General features: G+C 71.7%; 13 protein-coding genes. 11 read left to right on the top strand and 2 right to left on the bottom strand.

What is annotated here, in order from left to right; translation table 11 throughout:
- Positions 1 to 216: 216 nt before the first annotated feature.
- The gene (gene ftsY, locus HTV45_RS18825) at positions 217 to 1,419 is read left to right on the top strand and encodes a signal recognition particle-docking protein FtsY (RefSeq protein WP_215206982.1); all 1,203 of its coding nucleotides are present in this window, start codon (positions 217 to 219) and stop codon (positions 1,417 to 1,419) included.
- 187 nt (positions 1,420 to 1,606) lie between these two features.
- Here the strand turns inward: ftsY and HTV45_RS18820 are convergent, their stop codons facing one another.
- Positions 1,607 to 2,272 (bottom strand): bifunctional DNA primase/polymerase, encoded by a 666-nt coding sequence (locus tag HTV45_RS18820; RefSeq protein ID WP_215206981.1) that lies wholly within the window; start codon positions 2,270 to 2,272, stop codon positions 1,607 to 1,609.
- 446 nt (positions 2,273 to 2,718) lie between these two features.
- Between HTV45_RS18820 and HTV45_RS18815 the strand changes: the two genes are divergently transcribed.
- From HTV45_RS18815 to ffh, 5 genes are all read left to right on the top strand, one after another.
- A complete protein-coding gene (locus HTV45_RS18815) occupies positions 2,719 to 4,215 on the top strand; it encodes a hypothetical protein (protein ID WP_215206980.1) in 1,497 nt (498 codons plus the stop codon).
- Positions 4,216 to 4,559: 344 nt separating this feature from the next.
- The gene (locus HTV45_RS18810; RefSeq protein WP_215206979.1) at positions 4,560 to 5,900 is read left to right on the top strand and encodes an ammonium transporter; all 1,341 of its coding nucleotides are present in this window, start codon (positions 4,560 to 4,562) and stop codon (positions 5,898 to 5,900) included.
- Positions 5,897 to 6,235 carry a P-II family nitrogen regulator gene (locus HTV45_RS18805; protein ID WP_215206978.1) on the top strand — a complete coding sequence of 113 codons (339 nt, stop codon included), beginning with the start codon at positions 5,897 to 5,899 and terminating at the stop codon, positions 6,233 to 6,235. The genes HTV45_RS18810 and HTV45_RS18805 overlap by 4 nt, the downstream gene beginning before the upstream one ends.
- Positions 6,236 to 6,279: 44 nt before the next feature.
- Positions 6,280 to 8,760: a [protein-PII] uridylyltransferase gene (locus HTV45_RS18800; RefSeq protein WP_215207022.1), complete on the top strand. Its 2,481-nt coding sequence runs from the start codon at positions 6,280 to 6,282 to the stop codon at positions 8,758 to 8,760.
- 197 nt (positions 8,761 to 8,957) lie between these two features.
- Positions 8,958 to 10,508 (top strand): signal recognition particle protein, encoded by a 1,551-nt coding sequence (gene ffh, locus HTV45_RS18795; RefSeq protein WP_215206977.1) that lies wholly within the window; start codon positions 8,958 to 8,960, stop codon positions 10,506 to 10,508.
- Positions 10,509 to 10,569: 61 nt separating this feature from the next.
- Here ffh and HTV45_RS18790 read toward each other — a convergent pair whose 3' ends face one another.
- The gene (locus HTV45_RS18790; protein ID WP_215206976.1) at positions 10,570 to 11,424 is read right to left on the bottom strand and encodes a methyltransferase domain-containing protein; all 855 of its coding nucleotides are present in this window, start codon (positions 11,422 to 11,424) and stop codon (positions 10,570 to 10,572) included.
- 504 nt (positions 11,425 to 11,928) lie between these two features.
- On the opposite strand from HTV45_RS18790, the gene HTV45_RS18785 reads away from it, so the two are divergent.
- The 5 genes from HTV45_RS18785 to trmD all read left to right on the top strand — a co-directional run bounded on the left by HTV45_RS18785 (position 11,929) and on the right by trmD (position 15,063).
- Positions 11,929 to 12,525 carry a hypothetical protein gene (locus HTV45_RS18785; protein WP_215206975.1) on the top strand — a complete coding sequence of 199 codons (597 nt, stop codon included), beginning with the start codon at positions 11,929 to 11,931 and terminating at the stop codon, positions 12,523 to 12,525.
- A gap of 370 nt (positions 12,526 to 12,895) precedes the next feature.
- On the top strand, positions 12,896 to 13,324 hold the full coding sequence (gene rpsP / locus HTV45_RS18780) for a 30S ribosomal protein S16 (protein ID WP_215206974.1): 429 nt from the start codon (positions 12,896 to 12,898) through the stop codon (positions 13,322 to 13,324).
- A gap of 2 nt (positions 13,325 to 13,326) precedes the next feature.
- The gene (locus tag HTV45_RS18775; protein ID WP_215206973.1) at positions 13,327 to 13,566 is read left to right on the top strand and encodes an RNA-binding protein; all 240 of its coding nucleotides are present in this window, start codon (positions 13,327 to 13,329) and stop codon (positions 13,564 to 13,566) included.
- A 109-nt stretch (positions 13,567 to 13,675) separates the two neighbouring features.
- Positions 13,676 to 14,230, top strand: coding sequence for a ribosome maturation factor RimM (gene rimM / locus HTV45_RS18770; RefSeq protein WP_215206972.1), 555 nt, complete (start codon positions 13,676 to 13,678; stop codon positions 14,228 to 14,230).
- On the top strand, positions 14,230 to 15,063 hold the full coding sequence (trmD, locus tag HTV45_RS18765) for a tRNA (guanosine(37)-N1)-methyltransferase TrmD (protein WP_215206971.1): 834 nt from the start codon (positions 14,230 to 14,232) through the stop codon (positions 15,061 to 15,063). The genes rimM and trmD overlap by 1 nt, the downstream gene beginning before the upstream one ends.
- The last annotated feature ends 115 nt before the right edge of the window (positions 15,064 to 15,178 follow it).

Genomic DNA, 15,178 nt, shown 5'->3' with positions numbered 1-15,178 from the left:
GGCGGTGTGGTTCCTGAGGACCAGGTGTGCGACGTCGCCTTCGCGGACCCCGTACACGTCCGACACCGGACGCGTGGTGACCCCACCCCCGGAGGCTTCCCGCCCGGCACGGGGCAGAACGGGGCAGAGCGGCGGGCCGGGCCGGCCCGGCGGCGCCGAGGGCCCCGCGCGTACAACGAACGGCCTCGCAGGCGGCCACGCCATACTGGGGCTGTTATGGACATCGTCATCCTTGCTGTAGTCATCGCCGTGGTCGTGCTCGGCGCACTCGGCGGGCTCATCGTCGGCAGCCGGCGCAAGAAGCCGCTGCCCCCGCCGCCCCCCGCCGCGCCCGACATCACCGCCCCTCCGGCCGAGCCGCACGTCGGCGAAGAGGCCGAGACGCCGCGGGAGGAACCGCGGCGCACCATCGAGGAGGTTGATCTTCCGGCGGGCGCCGGTCCCGTCGTCATCGAGGAACCGCCCGCCGCCGAGGCTCCCGAGATCGAGATCCCGGAGCCCACCGCCGGCCGGCTGGTCCGGCTGCGGGCCCGTCTCTCCCGTTCACAGAACGCCCTGGGCCAGGGCCTGCTCGCCCTGCTGTCCCGCGAACACCTCGACGAGGACACCTGGGAGGAGATCGAGGACACCCTGCTCACCGCGGACGTCGGTGTGCAGCCCACCCAGGAACTGGTCGACCGGCTGCGCGAACGCGTGAGGGTGCTCGGCACCCGCACCCCCGCGGAACTGCGCACACTGCTCCGCGAGGAGCTGATCACCCTGGTCGACCCCACCATGGACCGCACCGTGCACACCGAGAACGCGGCCGGCGGCCCCGGCGTCGTGATGGTCGTCGGCGTCAACGGCACCGGCAAGACCACCACCACCGGAAAACTGGCCCGCGTGCTGGTCGCCGACGGCCACACCGTCGTCCTCGGCGCCGCCGACACCTTCCGTGCCGCCGCCGCCGACCAGCTCCAGACCTGGGGCGAGCGCGTCGGCGCCCACACCGTGCGCGGGCCCGAGGCCGGTGACCCGGCCTCCGTCGCGTTCGACGCGGTCAAGGAGGGCAAGGACATGGCCGCCGACGCGGTGCTCATCGACACCGCCGGGCGGCTGCACACCAAGACCGGCCTGATGGACGAGCTCGGCAAGGTCAAGCGCGTGGTGGAGAAGCAGGCTCCGCTGGACGAGGTGCTGCTCGTGCTGGACGCGACCACGGGGCAGAACGGCCTGGTGCAGGCCCGGGTCTTCGCCGAGGTCGTCGACATCACCGGCATCGTGCTCACCAAGCTGGACGGCACGGCCAAGGGCGGCATCGTGATCGCGGTCCAGCGTGAGCTGGGGGTGCCGGTCAAGCTGATCGGCCTCGGCGAGGGCGCGGACGACCTGGCGCCGTTCGAGCCGGAGGCCTTCGTGGACGCGCTCATCGGGGAGTGACGGCCCGCAGTACATCCGCCAGAGGCGAAGAAGCGTCCGCTCCCGAGCAGACCGGGGGACGGGCGCTTCGCTCTGCCCGACCCGACCCGATCTGACCCGCCCGATCCTGCCCGACCCGACCCGCCCCTACCTCCGGCCGCACGGCCGGACAACGTCACGGACAGCCGTGTCCCGCCCGGTGCCTTGGTCAGGCGCCCGACCGGTGCGCCATGTAGGCGAGGGTGCCCAGCAGCAGGCTTGCCTCCGGCGGCCGGGACGCCGAGTCCGGGGCGGGGGAGCGCAGCCAGCGCACCGGACCGAGGCCGCCCCGGTCGGACGGCGGTGCCGTGATGTGCGTACCGGGGCCGAGACCGCGCAGATCGAGGGCTGCCGGGTCGTCCCAGCCCATGCGGTAGAGCAGTCCGGACAGGGCGGCCGCGGCACCGGGGGCGACGAGGAACTGGGCGCGGCCGTCGGGAGTCGCCGCGACCGGGCCGACCGGCAGGCCCATGCGCTCCAGCCGGGCCAGCGCGTGGCAGCCGGCGGGCCGGGCCACCTCGATCACGTCGAACGCCCGCCCCACCGGCAGCATCAGCGAGGCTCCCGGGAACTCGGACCAGACGGCCGTCACCTCGTCCAGCGGTGCCCCGGCGCGGATCACCGGCGCGTGCCCGAGCGGATGCGCGCCCGGTGCCGGGCAGACGGCGCGTCCGCAGGAGCAGGCGCTCGCGGACGTCCGGGCTCCCGGCACCACGTCCCATCCCCACAAGCCGGTGTACTCCGCCACGACGGTCCCGTCCGACGAGCGGCCCCGGCGACGGGAGCCGGACCGGATGTCGCGGATGCCCCGACTGATGCCGATCGTGAAGCCCATACCCCCTCCAACGGGTCCGGCCCGCGTTGGTCACGTTGTGGACTCGTGGCGTGACTCTCTGCTTCCGATTTCCCCGTGCCCTGCTCGATCACACGGCGCCTCGAAGTGCCGAGGGTGGTGCATCGGGCGGTGCGCGCCCCTGTGTGCACCGCTGCACCCACTCTTGGCTGTCCGACGTCAAGTGAAGCGCGGGTCGGCGACGGTGAGTTCATTCGAAGGGGTGGCGAATGGTGGCGATTGCGGTTCCGCCATGGTGGGGCGAGTGATCGTGGGGTTACTTTGTGTGCACGGCTTCTTGGGGCACATGCACTCGTGGGTATGCCGGAGGCAACTCGGCTTTCCGTTCGAAGGGTGGTAACCGCCGGACGGGCGGCCCCGACAACCGGCATTCTGATAGGGCTTGGCGCACTCAGCGACAAGTGGTCTTCAGGGATGGGGGCGTTCCAGTGAGCGGCAAGGGCGACGGCGGGACGAGCACAGCGAGTCCGGAGAAACGCCCCAACGGGCTTCTCGCCTCGTGGTTCGTCCGCAGCGGCTGGTCCAAGGGCGAACTGGCCCGACAGGTCAACCGCCGAGCACGCCAGTTGGGCGCCAACCACGTCTCCACCGACACCTCACGGGTGCGCCGCTGGCTCGACGGGGAGAACCCGCGCGAGCCGATCCCCAGAATCCTGTCCGAACTGTTCTCCGAGCGCTTCGGCGTCGTCGTCTCCGTCGAGGACCTGGGCCTGCGCACCACCCGCCCCGCGCCCTCCGCGACCGGCGTCGACCTGCCCTGGACGGGTCCGCAGACGGTGGCTCTGCTCAGCGAGTTCTCGCGCAGCGACCTGATGCTGGCGCGGCGCGGCTTCCTCGGGAGCTCGCTCGCCCTCTCCGCGGGCCCGTCCCTCATCGAGCCCATGCAGCGCTGGCTCGTCCCGGGCCCGCCCGCCCCGCTGCCCCGGAGCGAACCGGACCCGGTCTCCTCCGCCTCCCGCGCCCGCGGCCGGCTCTCCAAGCCCGAGCTGGACCTGCTGGAGACCACCACCACGATGTTCCGGCAGTGGGACGCCCAGTGCGGCGGCGGCCTGCGCCGCAAGGCGGTCGTCGGACAGCTGCACGAAGTGACCGACCTGCTCCAGGAACCCCAGCCGGAGACCACCACCCGACGGCTGTTCAAAGTCGCCGCCGAACTCGCCGAACTGGCCGGCTGGATGTCGTACGACGTGGGGCTCCAGCCCACCGCGCAGAAGTACTTCGTCCTCGCCCTGCACGCCGCCAAGGAGGCCGGTGACCGGCCGCTCGGCTCCTACGTGCTGTCCAGCATGAGCCGCCAGATGATCCACCTCGGCCGGCCCGAGGACGCCCTGGAGCTGGTCCACCTCGCCCAGTACGGCAGCCGCGACTGCGCGAGCCCGCGCACCCAGTCGATGCTGTATGCGATGGAGGCCCGCGCCTACGCCAACATGGGCCAGCCCGGCCGGTGCAAGCGGGCCGTGCGGATGGCCGAGGACACCTTCGCCGAGTCCGGCGAGTGGGACGAGCCCGACGCCGACTGGATCCGCTTCTTCTCCGAGGCCGAACTCCACGCCGAGAACTCCCACTCCTACCGCGACCTCGCCTACGTCGCCGGCCGCAGCCCCACCTACGCCTCGCTCGCCGAGCCGCTGATGCGGCGGGCCGTGGAACTCTTCGGACAGGAGGGCGGCGAACACCAGCGCTCCTACGCCCTCAATCTGATCGGCATGGCCACGGTCCACCTGCTCCAGCGCGAGCCCGAACAGAGCACGGTTCTCGCCACCGAGGCCATCAAGGCGGCCAAGAAGGTCCGCTCCGAGCGCGTCAACACTCGTATCCGAAAGACGGTCGACACCGCCGTACGCGACTTCGGCGATCTCGGCGAAGTCGTCGACCTCACGGAGCGGCTCGCGATCGAACTGCCCGAGAGCGCAGAGGCCGTCTGACCCGGCACAGCCACCCGACCCCGGCCGCGGCCGGCCCTCCCGAACTGCCCGACTCGGCTCCCCCATGCCAGTCATTCGGAGGCCGGTCGCGGCCGGCTTTCTCGTCTCCCCGGCCGCGGGCTCACCGCCGTAGACCGAAGGTTGCGCCACGATAACGATCGGCGCTCCGCGGATCCGGCTGTTCACCGACCCGTAACACGCCGGGTGCCTTCGTCACGGCGGCGAAACAACGAGGGGCCTCCACCGAAACGGCGCTGCGCGAATCTCATGGCGCATAACCGGCCCACCCCTCAATCCGCTCAAGGCTCGCCCGCACGGGCCGTACCAACGACGAGGAGACGCCGATGGCACCAGCCATCACCCTGGCCGCAGACACGCCCACGCTGTCCGCCGCCAACACAGGGTTCATGCTCATCTGTTCCGCCCTGGTCATGCTGATGACCCCGGGCCTCGCCTTCTTCTACGGAGGCATGGTCCGCGTCAAGAGCACCCTGAACATGCTGATGATGAGCTTCATCAGCCTGGGAATCGTCACGGTTCTGTGGGTGCTGTACGGCTTCTCCATGGCGTTCGGCACCGACTCCGGCGGCCTCATCGGCTGGAACTCCGACTGGGTCGGCCTCAGCAACATCGGACTGACGGAACTGTGGGACGGCACCACCATCCCGCTCTTCGTGTTCCTGGTCTTCCAGATGATGTTCGCGATCCTCACCCCCGCGCTGATCAGCGGCGCCCTCGCGGACCGGGTGAAGTTCACCGCGTGGGCGCTGTTCATCGCCCTGTGGGTCACCGTCGTCTACTTCCCCGTCGCCCACTGGGTCTGGGGCTCCGGCGGCTGGGCCTTCGAGCTCGGCGTCATCGACTTCGCCGGCGGTACGGCCGTCCACATCAACGCCGGTGCCGCGGCGCTCGGTGTGATCCTGGTGATCGGCAAGCGCATCGGCTTCAAGAAGGACCCGATGCGTCCGCACAGCCTCCCGCTGGTGATGCTGGGCGCGGCCCTGCTGTGGTTCGGCTGGTTCGGCTTCAATGCCGGCTCGTGGCTCGGCAACGACGACGGCGTCGGCGCGCTGATGTTCGTCAACACCCAGGTCGCCACGGGTGCCGCCGTCCTCGGCTGGCTCGCCTACGAGAAGATCCGCCACGGCGCCTTCACCACGCTGGGCGCCGCCTCCGGCGCCGTCTCCGGCCTGGTCGCCATCACCCCGGCCGGCGGCGCGGTCTCCCCGCTCGGCGCGATCGCGGTCGGCCTCATCGCCGGTGTGCTGTGCGCCATGGCCGTCGGACTGAAGTACAGGTTCGGCTACGACGACTCCCTCGACGTCGTCGGCGTCCACCTCGTCGGCGGCATCATCGGCTCCCTTCTCGTCGGCTTCTTCGCCACCGGCAAGGGCCAGTCCGACGTCGAAGGCCTCTTCTACGGCGGCGGCCTGGACCAGTTCTGGAAGCAGTGCGCCGGAGTCGCCGGTGTCCTCGCCTACTCGCTGGTCGTCTCCGCGGTCCTCGCCTTCCTCCTTGACAGGACCATCGGTATGCGAGTCTCCGAGGACGACGAAGTGGCCGGCATCGACCAGGCCGAGCACGCCGAGACCGCGTACGACTTCAGCGGCGCCGGCGGCGGCGCGGCCCGCACCGCGGCCAGCACCCCCGCCGGCCCGGCCGAGAACAAGAAGGTGGACGCATGAAGCTCATCACCGCCGTCGTCAAGCCGCACCGGCTCGACGAGATCAAGGAGGCGCTGCAGGCCTTCGGAGTCCAGGGCCTGACCGTCACCGAGGCCAGCGGCTACGGCCGCCAGCGCGGCCACACCGAGGTATACCGCGGTGCCGAGTACACCGTCGACCTGGTGCCCAAGATCCGCATCGAGGTACTGGTCGAGGACGACGACGCCGAGCAGCTGATCGACGTCGTGGTGAAGGCCGCCCGTACCGGGAAGATCGGCGACGGCAAGGTCTGGTCGATCCCCGTCGAGACGGCCGTACGGGTACGGACGGGCGAGCGCGGCCCGGACGCACTCTGACGGCACACGAACGGAACAGGAGTCGCCGGGTGACGGGTACGGACATGGACAACGGGACGACGGACTCGGGACCCAGCGGCTACGCGGCGGCCCGGCTGCGCCTCCTCTCCGAGGGGGCGCGGTCCGGGCCGCCGCGCCGTGCCGCCCTGGCGGACCTCACCGACACATGGCTGGGCGGACTGTTCGCCGCGGGCGCCGAGGTCCCGCGCGGCGTCGCCCTGGTCGCCGTGGGCGGCTACGGACGCGCGGAGCTCTCCCCGCGCAGCGACCTCGACCTGCTCCTGCTGCACGACGGCGGCGACCCGAGGGCGGTCGCCGCCCTCGCCGACCGCCTCTGGTATCCCGTCTGGGACCTCGGCCTCGCCCTCGACCACTCCGTCCGCACCCCGGCGGAGGCCCGCAGGACCGCGGGCGAGGACCTCAAGGTGCAGCTCGGACTGCTGGACGCCCGGCACATCGCCGGTGACCTCGGCCTCACCACGGCACTGCGCACGGCCGTACTCGCCGACTGGCGCAACCAGGCGCCGAAGCGGCTCCCCGCCCTGCGCGAGATGGGCGAGGAACGCGCGGCCCGCATGGGTGAGCTGCAGTACCTCCTGGAACCCGACCTCAAGGAGGCCCGCGGCGGACTGCGCGACGTCACCGCCCTGCGGGCGGTCGCCGCCTCCTGGCTCGCGGACGCCCCGCGCGACGGCCTCGCCGACGCCCGCCGCCGGCTCCTCGACGTGCGGGACGCCCTGCACCTGACCACCGGCCGCGCCGCCGACCGCCTCGCGCTCCAGGAACAGGACCAGGTCGCGGCCGAACTCGGCATGCTCGACGCGGACGCGCTGCTGCGGCAGGTCTACGAGGCCGCGCGGGTCATCGCCTACGCCAACGACGTCACCTGGCGCGAAGTGGGACGCGTCCTGCGCTCCCGCGCGGTGCGGCCGCGACTGCGCAGACTGGCAAGGGAGCGAAGCGACTTCCTCAGAAGGGCGGTGGCGGGCGACGGGAGGGCGCTGGGCGGGGGGAAGACCACGCCCGAGCGCTCGCCGCTGGCCGAAGGGGTGGTGGAACAGGACGGCGAGGTGGTACTCGCCCGCGCCGCGCGCCCCGAACGCGACCCCGTACTACCGCTGCGCGCCGCGGCCGCCGCCGCCCAGGCGGGACTCCCGCTCTCCCTGCACGCCGTACGGCGCATGGCGGCCGGTGCCCGCCCCCTGCCCGCGCCCTGGCCCGCCGAGGCACGGGAACAGCTGGTGACCCTGCTGGGCTCCGGACCGCCCACCGTGCAGGTCTGGGAGGCACTCGAGGCGGAGGGCCTGGTCAACCTCCTGCTCCCCGACTGGGAACGGGTCCGCTGCCGGCCCCAGCGCAACGCCGTGCACCTGTGGACCGTGGACCGGCACCTCATCGAGACCGCCGTGCGCGCCTCCGAGTTCACCCGGCGCGTGCACCGGCCCGACCTGCTGCTGGTCGCCGCGCTGCTGCACGACATCGGCAAGGGCTGGCCGGGCGACCACTCGGTGGCCGGCGAGGTCATCGCCAAGGACGTGGCCACCCGCATCGGCTTCGACCGGCACGACGTCACCGTGATCGCCACCCTCGTACGCCACCACCTCCTGCTCGTCGAGACCGCCACCCGGCGCGATCTGGAGGACCCCGCCACCGTGCGCGCGGTCGCCGGAGCCGTCGCCTCCCAGGGCACCCTCGAACTGCTGCACGCCCTCACCGAGGCGGACGCCCTCGCCACCGGACCGGCCGCCTGGTCGTCCTGGCGCGCCTCGCTCGTCACCGACCTGGTCAAGAGGGTCGCCGCCGTGCTCTCCGGCGAGGTACCGGCCGACCTCGCGGACGCCGCGCCCACCGCCGAACACGAACGTCTCGCGCTCGAGGCGGTCGCCACGGGCGCGCCCGTGCTGTCCCTGCGGGCCCAGACCGGGCCGCCCGCCGAACCCTCCGGCGACCCCGAACCGCTGGGCGTGGAACTGCTCATCGCCGTCCCCGACCAGGCGGGCGTTCTTCCCGCGGTGGCCGGCCTGCTCGCCCTGCACCGGCTGACCGTGCGGACCGCCGAGCTGCGGGCGCTGGACCTCCCGGCGGGCGTCGAAGGATCCGTACTGCTGCTGGACTGGCGGGTCGCCGCCGAGTACGGCTCCCTGCCCCAGGCCGCCCGGCTCCGCGCCGACCTCGTACGCGCCCTGGACGGCAGCCTCGACATCGCCGCCCGCCTCACCGAGCGGGACGCCGCCTACCCCCGGCGCCGGGGTGTGGTCGCGCCCCCGCCGCGTGTGACGGTCGCCCGGGCCGCCTCCCGGCACGCCACGGTGATCGAGGTCCGCGCGCAGGACGCCCCCGGCCTGCTGTTCCGCATCGGGCGGGCGCTGGAGGACGCCGGGGTGCGGGTGCGGAGCGCGCACGCGAGCACGCTGGGGGCGAACGCCGTGGACGCCTTCTACGTGACCGGCCCCGAGGGTGCGCCGCTGCCCGCCGAGGAGGCCGTGGCGGTGGCCCGGAAGCTGGAGGAGACCCTGCGGGCGTGATCCTGCCGTCGCTTCCCCGTTGAACGGGTGTGCTCCCCGCCGGTGGGGGGATGTTCCGATGGCCAGGGAGTGCTCCCCGCCGCTTGCAGGGAGCCGTCCCCGTCCGCTGAACGAAGCGGGCGGGGACGATTCGCTTGCGGAGCCGGATACTCTGGAGGGCAGCCCAAACGCCCCCGACATCGAGGACCGACGCCGCCGTGTTCGACACCCTCTCCGACCGCCTCAGCGCGACCTTCAAAAACCTCCGCGGAAAAGGCCGGCTGAGCGAAGCGGACATCGACGCCACGGCGCGTGAGATCCGTATCGCTCTCCTGGAAGCGGACGTGGCCCTGCCGGTCGTCCGCGCGTTCATCAAGAACGTCAAGGAACGCTCCCTCGGCGCCGAGGTCTCCAAGGCGCTCAATCCAGCGCAACAGATCATCAAGATCGTCAACGACGAGCTGATCGCCATCCTCGGCGGCGAGACCCGCCGTCTGCGCTTCGCCAAGCAGCCTCCCACCGTGATCATGCTGGCCGGTCTGCAGGGTGCCGGTAAGACGACCCTCGCGGGCAAGCTCGCCAAGTGGCTCAAGGACCAGGGGCACTCCCCGGTCCTGGTCGCCGCCGACCTCCAGCGCCCGAACGCGGTGAACCAGCTGAGCGTCGTCGCCGAGCGCGCGGGCGTGGCCGTCTACGCGCCCGAGCCGGGCAACGGTGTGGGCGACCCGGTGAAGGTCGCCAAGGACTCCATCGAGTTCGCGAGGACCAAGGTCCACGACATCGTGATCGTGGACACCGCCGGCCGCCTGGGCATCGACCAGGAGATGATGCAGCAGGCCGCGGACATCCGCGACGCCGTCAGCCCCGACGAGATCCTGTTCGTCGTCGACGCGATGATCGGTCAGGACGCGGTCAACACCGCGGAGGCCTTCCGCGACGGCGTCGGCTTCGACGGCGTGGTGCTCTCCAAGCTCGACGGTGACGCGCGCGGTGGTGCGGCGCTGTCGATCCGGCAGGTCACCGGCAAGCCGATCATGTTCGCCTCGAACGGCGAGAAGCTCGACGAATTCGACGCCTTCCACCCGGACCGGATGGCTTCCCGCATCCTCGACATGGGTGACCTGCTCACCCTGATCGAGCAGGCGGAGAAGACGTTCAGTCAGGAAGAGGCCGAGAAGATGGCCTCCAAGCTGGCGTCGAAGAAGGGCCAGGACTTCACCCTGGACGACTTCCTGGCCCAGATGGAGCAGGTCCGGAAGATGGGCAGCATCAGCAAGCTGCTCGGGATGTTGCCCGGCATGGGTCAGATCAAGGACCAGATCAACAACCTCGACGAGCGGGACGTCGACCGCACCGCCGCGATCATCAAGTCGATGACCCCGGCCGAGCGCCAGGAGCCGACCCTTATCAACGGCTCCCGCCGTGCCCGTATCGCCAAGGGTTCCGGTGTCGAGGTCAGCGCGGTGAAGAACCTGGTCGAGCGGTTTTTCGAGGCGCGGAAGATGATGTCCCGCATGGCGCAGGGCGGCGGCATGCCGGGGATGCCCGGGATGCCGGGCACGGGCGGCGGTCCGGGCCGGGCGAAGAAGAAGCAGAAGCAGGCCAAGGGCAAGCAGCGCTCCGGCAACCCGATGAAGCGCAAGCAGCAGGAGCAGGAGGAGGCCGCGCGCCGTGCCGCCGCGGCCGAGGGCGGTAACGCCTTCGGGCTGCCGCAGCAGGGCGGCAAGGACTTCGAACTGCCCGACGAGTTCAAGAAGTTCATGGGCTGAGGCGCTCCCCGGCGCGCCGCTGGGGCGTCCCCTCACCGAGGGGGCGCCCCAGCGGTGTGTCTCAGGGGGTGCGCGCGACGAGGTAGCGGAACACGTTCGGCATCCACACGGTCCCGTCCGGCCGCTGGTACGGATGCAGGGCCTCCGCCAGTTCCTTGTCGACCTGTGCCTGGTCCGTGGCGGTGATCGCCGGATCGAACAGGCCCGTCGACTTCAGGCCCCGCACCGCGCTGTCCGGGTCGGCGTAGCCGAACGGGCACGCCACCCGGCCGGAGCCGTCGGGCCGCAGCCCGGCCCGCGCGGCGACCCGTTCCAGGTCGTCGCGGCCGGTGGGCCGCCAGACACCCAGGCCGCACAGCGGCTCCGCCAGTTCGGTGGCGACCCGGAGCACGGAGGTCGTCGCGCAGCGCTCCGGCGGGCCCCAGCCGGCCAGCACCACGGCCGCTCCGCTCCCGGCCAGCGGCACCGATTCGGTGAGCAGTTCCGTCAGCCCCTCGGCGTCCCCGGAAAGGCAGCCGATCGGATCGAAGGCGGTCACGACGGTGTACCCGGGCGTGTCCGTGCGGGCCGTGTCCGCCGGCGAGCCGTGCACGATCCGGGCGGCGGTACGGGCGCCCGCGTCCCGCCCGTCCGGCGTCAGCCGCTCGCGGGCCAGGGCCAGCCGGTCGGCGGCGGTGTCGACACCGGTGACCGCGGCTCCCCGCGCGGCCGCCATGAGCAGGGCCAGTCCGGAGCCGCAGCCGAGCCCGAGGAGCCGTGTCGTGGCATCCACGTCCAGTCGCTCGTAGACGGCCTCGTAGAGCGGTACGAGCATGCGCTCCTGAATCTCGGACCAGTCACGCGCGCGTGCACGCTGGTCCACACGGGAGGCGGCCCCCGTGCGAGGCGGGTGCTGCCGCACGAGCGTAGGTGTCATAGGTAAGCGCCCCAATCAGCCGAGAGTTGCCGCGGTGCCCGATTCCCTGGCCCCCGTGCGGTGCGCGCACACCCCCCGTATGCCAGGAAACTCCGCCCCCGCCGTGTCGTCCAGTGGAATGCGCGGGCGGCTTGGTACTCGCTCATGACAGTGGCAAGAACGCTCGCTGTGCCGCGCCGGGGCAGGGCGGTGCGCGGTGCCGCCGGGGGAGGGAGTAGCGTCACGGGCGTGGCGGTTCCGGTGAGCCGGACGCCCGGCCGCCGAAGGCGGCCGAAACGCCCCTTGCGCAACCGGGGACCTCGCGCACCACCGCGCGGGTGAGGGCGGCAGACGGGTGGGCGTACGTCAGCCTACGCACCACCTTGAGGTGAGCTGCGAGGCTTCTCCGCAGATCAGCGCACCCGCCCTCGTCAGGACGCATCAGTGGCAACTGACGGGTACGTGCAAATTATTTGGGATGCCCCGGAATCGGAACACTGAGGCACCCGCGCTCGTTGTCATTACGTGAGCACGACACAGACACCACCTGTTCTCGCCGCAGAACTGGCACAGGCGTGGGCCGATATTCAGCGGTACCACCCCGAGCTGCCCGATCTTGCCGCGCCCGAGTCACTGATCGGGGAGTCGTCGTCCGCGTGCGGTCACGAACTCTCCTTCGAGCGACTGCTGCACGAAGCAGTCCACGGCGTCGCCGCCGCGCGCGGCGTACGCGACACATCCCGCGCCGGCCGCTACCACAACCGCAGATTCCTCGCGATCGCCGAGGAGCTGGGCCTGGACCACCCCGAGGAGCCGCATCCCAGCAGCGGCTTCTCGCTGGTCACGCTCACCCCCGAGGCGAAGCGCCGCTACCGTCCGACCACGGAGCGCCTCCACCGGGCTCTGAAGGCCCACACGGTGGCGACGGCGGCCGACACCGCCCGCAGCTTCCGGGGGCCGGCCGCGCGCCACGGCTCCTCCGGAGGCGGGGTGCGCGTCAAAGCCGTCTGCGACTGCGGTCGCAACGTCCGCGTGGTCCCGTCCGTCCTGGCCCAGGCCCCCATCGTCTGCGGCGGCTGCGGCAAGCCGTTCCAGATCCCGGAAGTAGTGGTGGCAAGCTGACCCCCGGCACCTCGTGGGTGCCGGGACAGACTTCCCCTGTTGCCCGGGCCGCCGTCGCGTCCCGCCACCGCCACTGCGGGCCTTCCCGCCGCAGAGCGGCCCGCGCGGGGCGCCGGCGGGCCCGGTGGCGCATCCGCCGTACGCGGACGGAGGCGCCGCTGCCCGCTCGACCGCCGTTCTGTCGTGCCCACCTGTCACCCCCACGGCAACCCGGCCCCGCAGGGTGTGGCACAATGGCTAGCTGTACTCGACAGTCGCACAGGACCCCTCTCTCCTCCGGCTGACGCGTCCATCGGGCACTCGGGTACCGCAACCCCACGCGGCATCTCCGCCGTGCCCACCCACGTCAAATCCAGGAGAACCCACTCCCGTGGCAGTCAAGATCAAGCTGAAGCGTCTGGGCAAGATCCGTTCGCCTCACTACCGCATCGTCGTCGCCGACTCCCGTACCCGCCGTGACGGCCGGGCCATCGAGGAGATCGGCAAGTACCACCCGACGTACAACCCGTCGGTGATGGAGGTCGACGCCGAGCGCGTGGCGTACTGGCTCCGTGTCGGCGCCCAGCCGACCGAGCCCGTGCTCGCCATCCTGAAGAAGACCGGCGACTGGCAGAAGTTCAAGGGCGAGCCCGCCCCGGCTCCGCTGCTGGAAGCGGCCGAGAAGCCTGCCCGTCCGTCGTTCGAGCAGTTCGGCGGCGACGACGAGGGCAAGGGTGAGGCGATCACCCAGAAGAAGAAGGCCGAGAAGAAGGACGAGGCCGCCGCCGCGTCCTCTGCGTCTGCGTCGACCGAGGCCTGAGCATGCTCGAGGAGGCTCTCGAGCACCTCGTGAAGGGCATCGTCGACCATCCTGACGATGTGCAGGTCGCCTCGCGTGACCTGCGCCGCGGGCGCGTGCTCGAGGTCCGGGTCCACCCGGACGACCTCGGCAAGGTGATCGGCCGCAACGGCCGCACCGCTCGCGCTCTGCGTACCGTAGTGGGCGCCATCGGCGGCCGCGGTATCCGTGTCGACCTCGTCGACGTGGACCACGTCCGCTGACGCCGTCGCAGCACCGGCTCGGGCCGGGGAGGGCCACTGGGCCGTCCCCGGCCCGTGGTCGTTCCGGGCCCCGAGGGGTTCGTCGCAGTCCGACAGGAGATCAAGCACAGTGCAGCTGGTAGTCGCTCGCATCGGCCGTGCCCATGGCATCAAGGGCGAGGTCACCGTGGAGGTCCGCACCGACGAACCGGAGCTGAGACTCGGGCCCGGTGCCGTCCTGGCCACCGACCCCGCCTCGGCCGGGCCGCTCACCATCGAGACCGGCCGGGTGCACAGCGGCCGCCTCCTGCTGCGCTTCGCGGGCGTCCACGACCGCACCGGCGCCGAGGCGCTGCGCAACATTCTCCTCATCGCCGACGTCGACCCGGACGAACGGCCCGAGGACGACGACGAGTACTACGACCACCAGCTCATCGACCTCGACGTCGTCACGAAGGACGGGGAGGAGGTCGGCCGGATCACCGAGATCTCCCATCTGCCCACCCAGGACCTCTTCGTGGTCGAGCGTCCCGACGGCACCGAGGTGTACGTACCGTTCGTCGAGGCGATCGTCACCGGGATCGATCTGGAGGAGCAGCGTGCGGTCATCGACCCGCCGCCCGGTCTGATCGACGACCGTGCCGAGGTCGCGTCCCAGCGGGACGCCGCCGGGGAAGAGACGTGATGCGGCTCGACGTCGTCACGATCTTCCCCGAGTACCTGGAACCGCTGAACATCTCCCTCGTCGGCAAGGCCCGCGCGCGCGGTCAGCTGAACGTGCACGTGCACGACCTGCGTGAGTGGACCTACGACCGGCACAACACCGTCGACGACACCCCGTACGGCGGCGGCCCCGGCATGGTCATGAAGACGGAGCCGTGGGGAGACGCGCTGGACTCCGTCCTGGCGGACGGCTACGAGACGGGTTCCGGCGAGCCGGCCCTGATCGTCCCCACCCCCAGCGGCCGCCCCTTCACCCAGGAACTCGCCGTCCACCTCTCCGGACGCCCCTGGCTGATCTTCACCCCGGCCCGCTACGAGGGCATCGACCGCCGTGTCGTCGACGAGTACGCCACCCGGATGCCGGTGTACGAGGTCTCCATCGGGGACTACGTCCTGGCCGGCGGCGAAGCGGCGGTACTCGTCGTCACCGAGGCCGTGGCCCGCCTGCTGCCGGGAGTCCTCGGCAACGCCGACTCGCACCGCGACGACTCCTTCGCGCCGGGCGCCATGGCCGGCCTGCTCGAAGGCCCCGTCTACACCAAGCCGCCGCGGTGGCGCGAGCGGGGGATCCCGGACGTACTGCTCAGCGGCCACCACGGGAAGATCGCCCGCTGGCGGCGCGACGAGGCGCTGCGCCGCACCACGGCCCACCGGCCCGACCTCATCGAACGCTGCGATCCCGGTGCCTTCGACAAGAAGGACCGCGAGATGCTGTCCATCCTGGGCTGGGCGCCGGATCCGGCGGGAGAACCCTACGGCCGATTTTGGCGCAGGACCGACGACGTGGAAGAATAGGCCGCTGTTGTGCGTCGTCAGGCGTGCGCCCCTGCCGCAGGGGGACATGACGCCCGCCCGTACCGCACCCTTTGAACCGGAACTCTAGTTGCCGTTGATGACCTGCGGCATCAGC

Origin of the sequence: Streptomyces sp. CHD11 (genome assembly GCF_018638295.1) — a bacterium.
GTDB lineage: Bacteria > Actinomycetota > Actinomycetes > Streptomycetales > Streptomycetaceae > Streptomyces.
Note: the sequence above shows the minus strand (reverse complement) of the source record. Positions and strands in the feature narration are given on the sequence as shown.

What these genes read in the sequence shown, in the direction of transcription:
- ftsY (WP_215206982.1), top strand. Translation starts at nt 217, where the DNA reads ATGGACATCGTCATCCTTGCTGTAGTCATCGCCGTGGTCGTGCTCGGC.
- HTV45_RS18820 (WP_215206981.1), bottom strand. Translation starts at nt 2,272, where the DNA reads ATGGGCTTCACGATCGGCATCAGTCGGGGCATCCGCGACATCCGGTCC.
- HTV45_RS18810 (WP_215206979.1), top strand. Translation starts at nt 4,560, where the DNA reads ATGGCACCAGCCATCACCCTGGCCGCAGACACGCCCACGCTGTCCGCC.
- HTV45_RS18805 (WP_215206978.1), top strand. Translation starts at nt 5,897, where the DNA reads ATGAAGCTCATCACCGCCGTCGTCAAGCCGCACCGGCTCGACGAGATC.
- HTV45_RS18800 (WP_215207022.1), top strand. Translation starts at nt 6,280, where the DNA reads ATGGACAACGGGACGACGGACTCGGGACCCAGCGGCTACGCGGCGGCC.
- HTV45_RS18790 (WP_215206976.1), bottom strand. Translation starts at nt 11,424, where the DNA reads ATGACACCTACGCTCGTGCGGCAGCACCCGCCTCGCACGGGGGCCGCC.
- HTV45_RS18775 (WP_215206973.1), top strand. Translation starts at nt 13,327, where the DNA reads ATGCTCGAGGAGGCTCTCGAGCACCTCGTGAAGGGCATCGTCGACCAT.
- trmD (WP_215206971.1), top strand. Translation starts at nt 14,230, where the DNA reads ATGCGGCTCGACGTCGTCACGATCTTCCCCGAGTACCTGGAACCGCTG.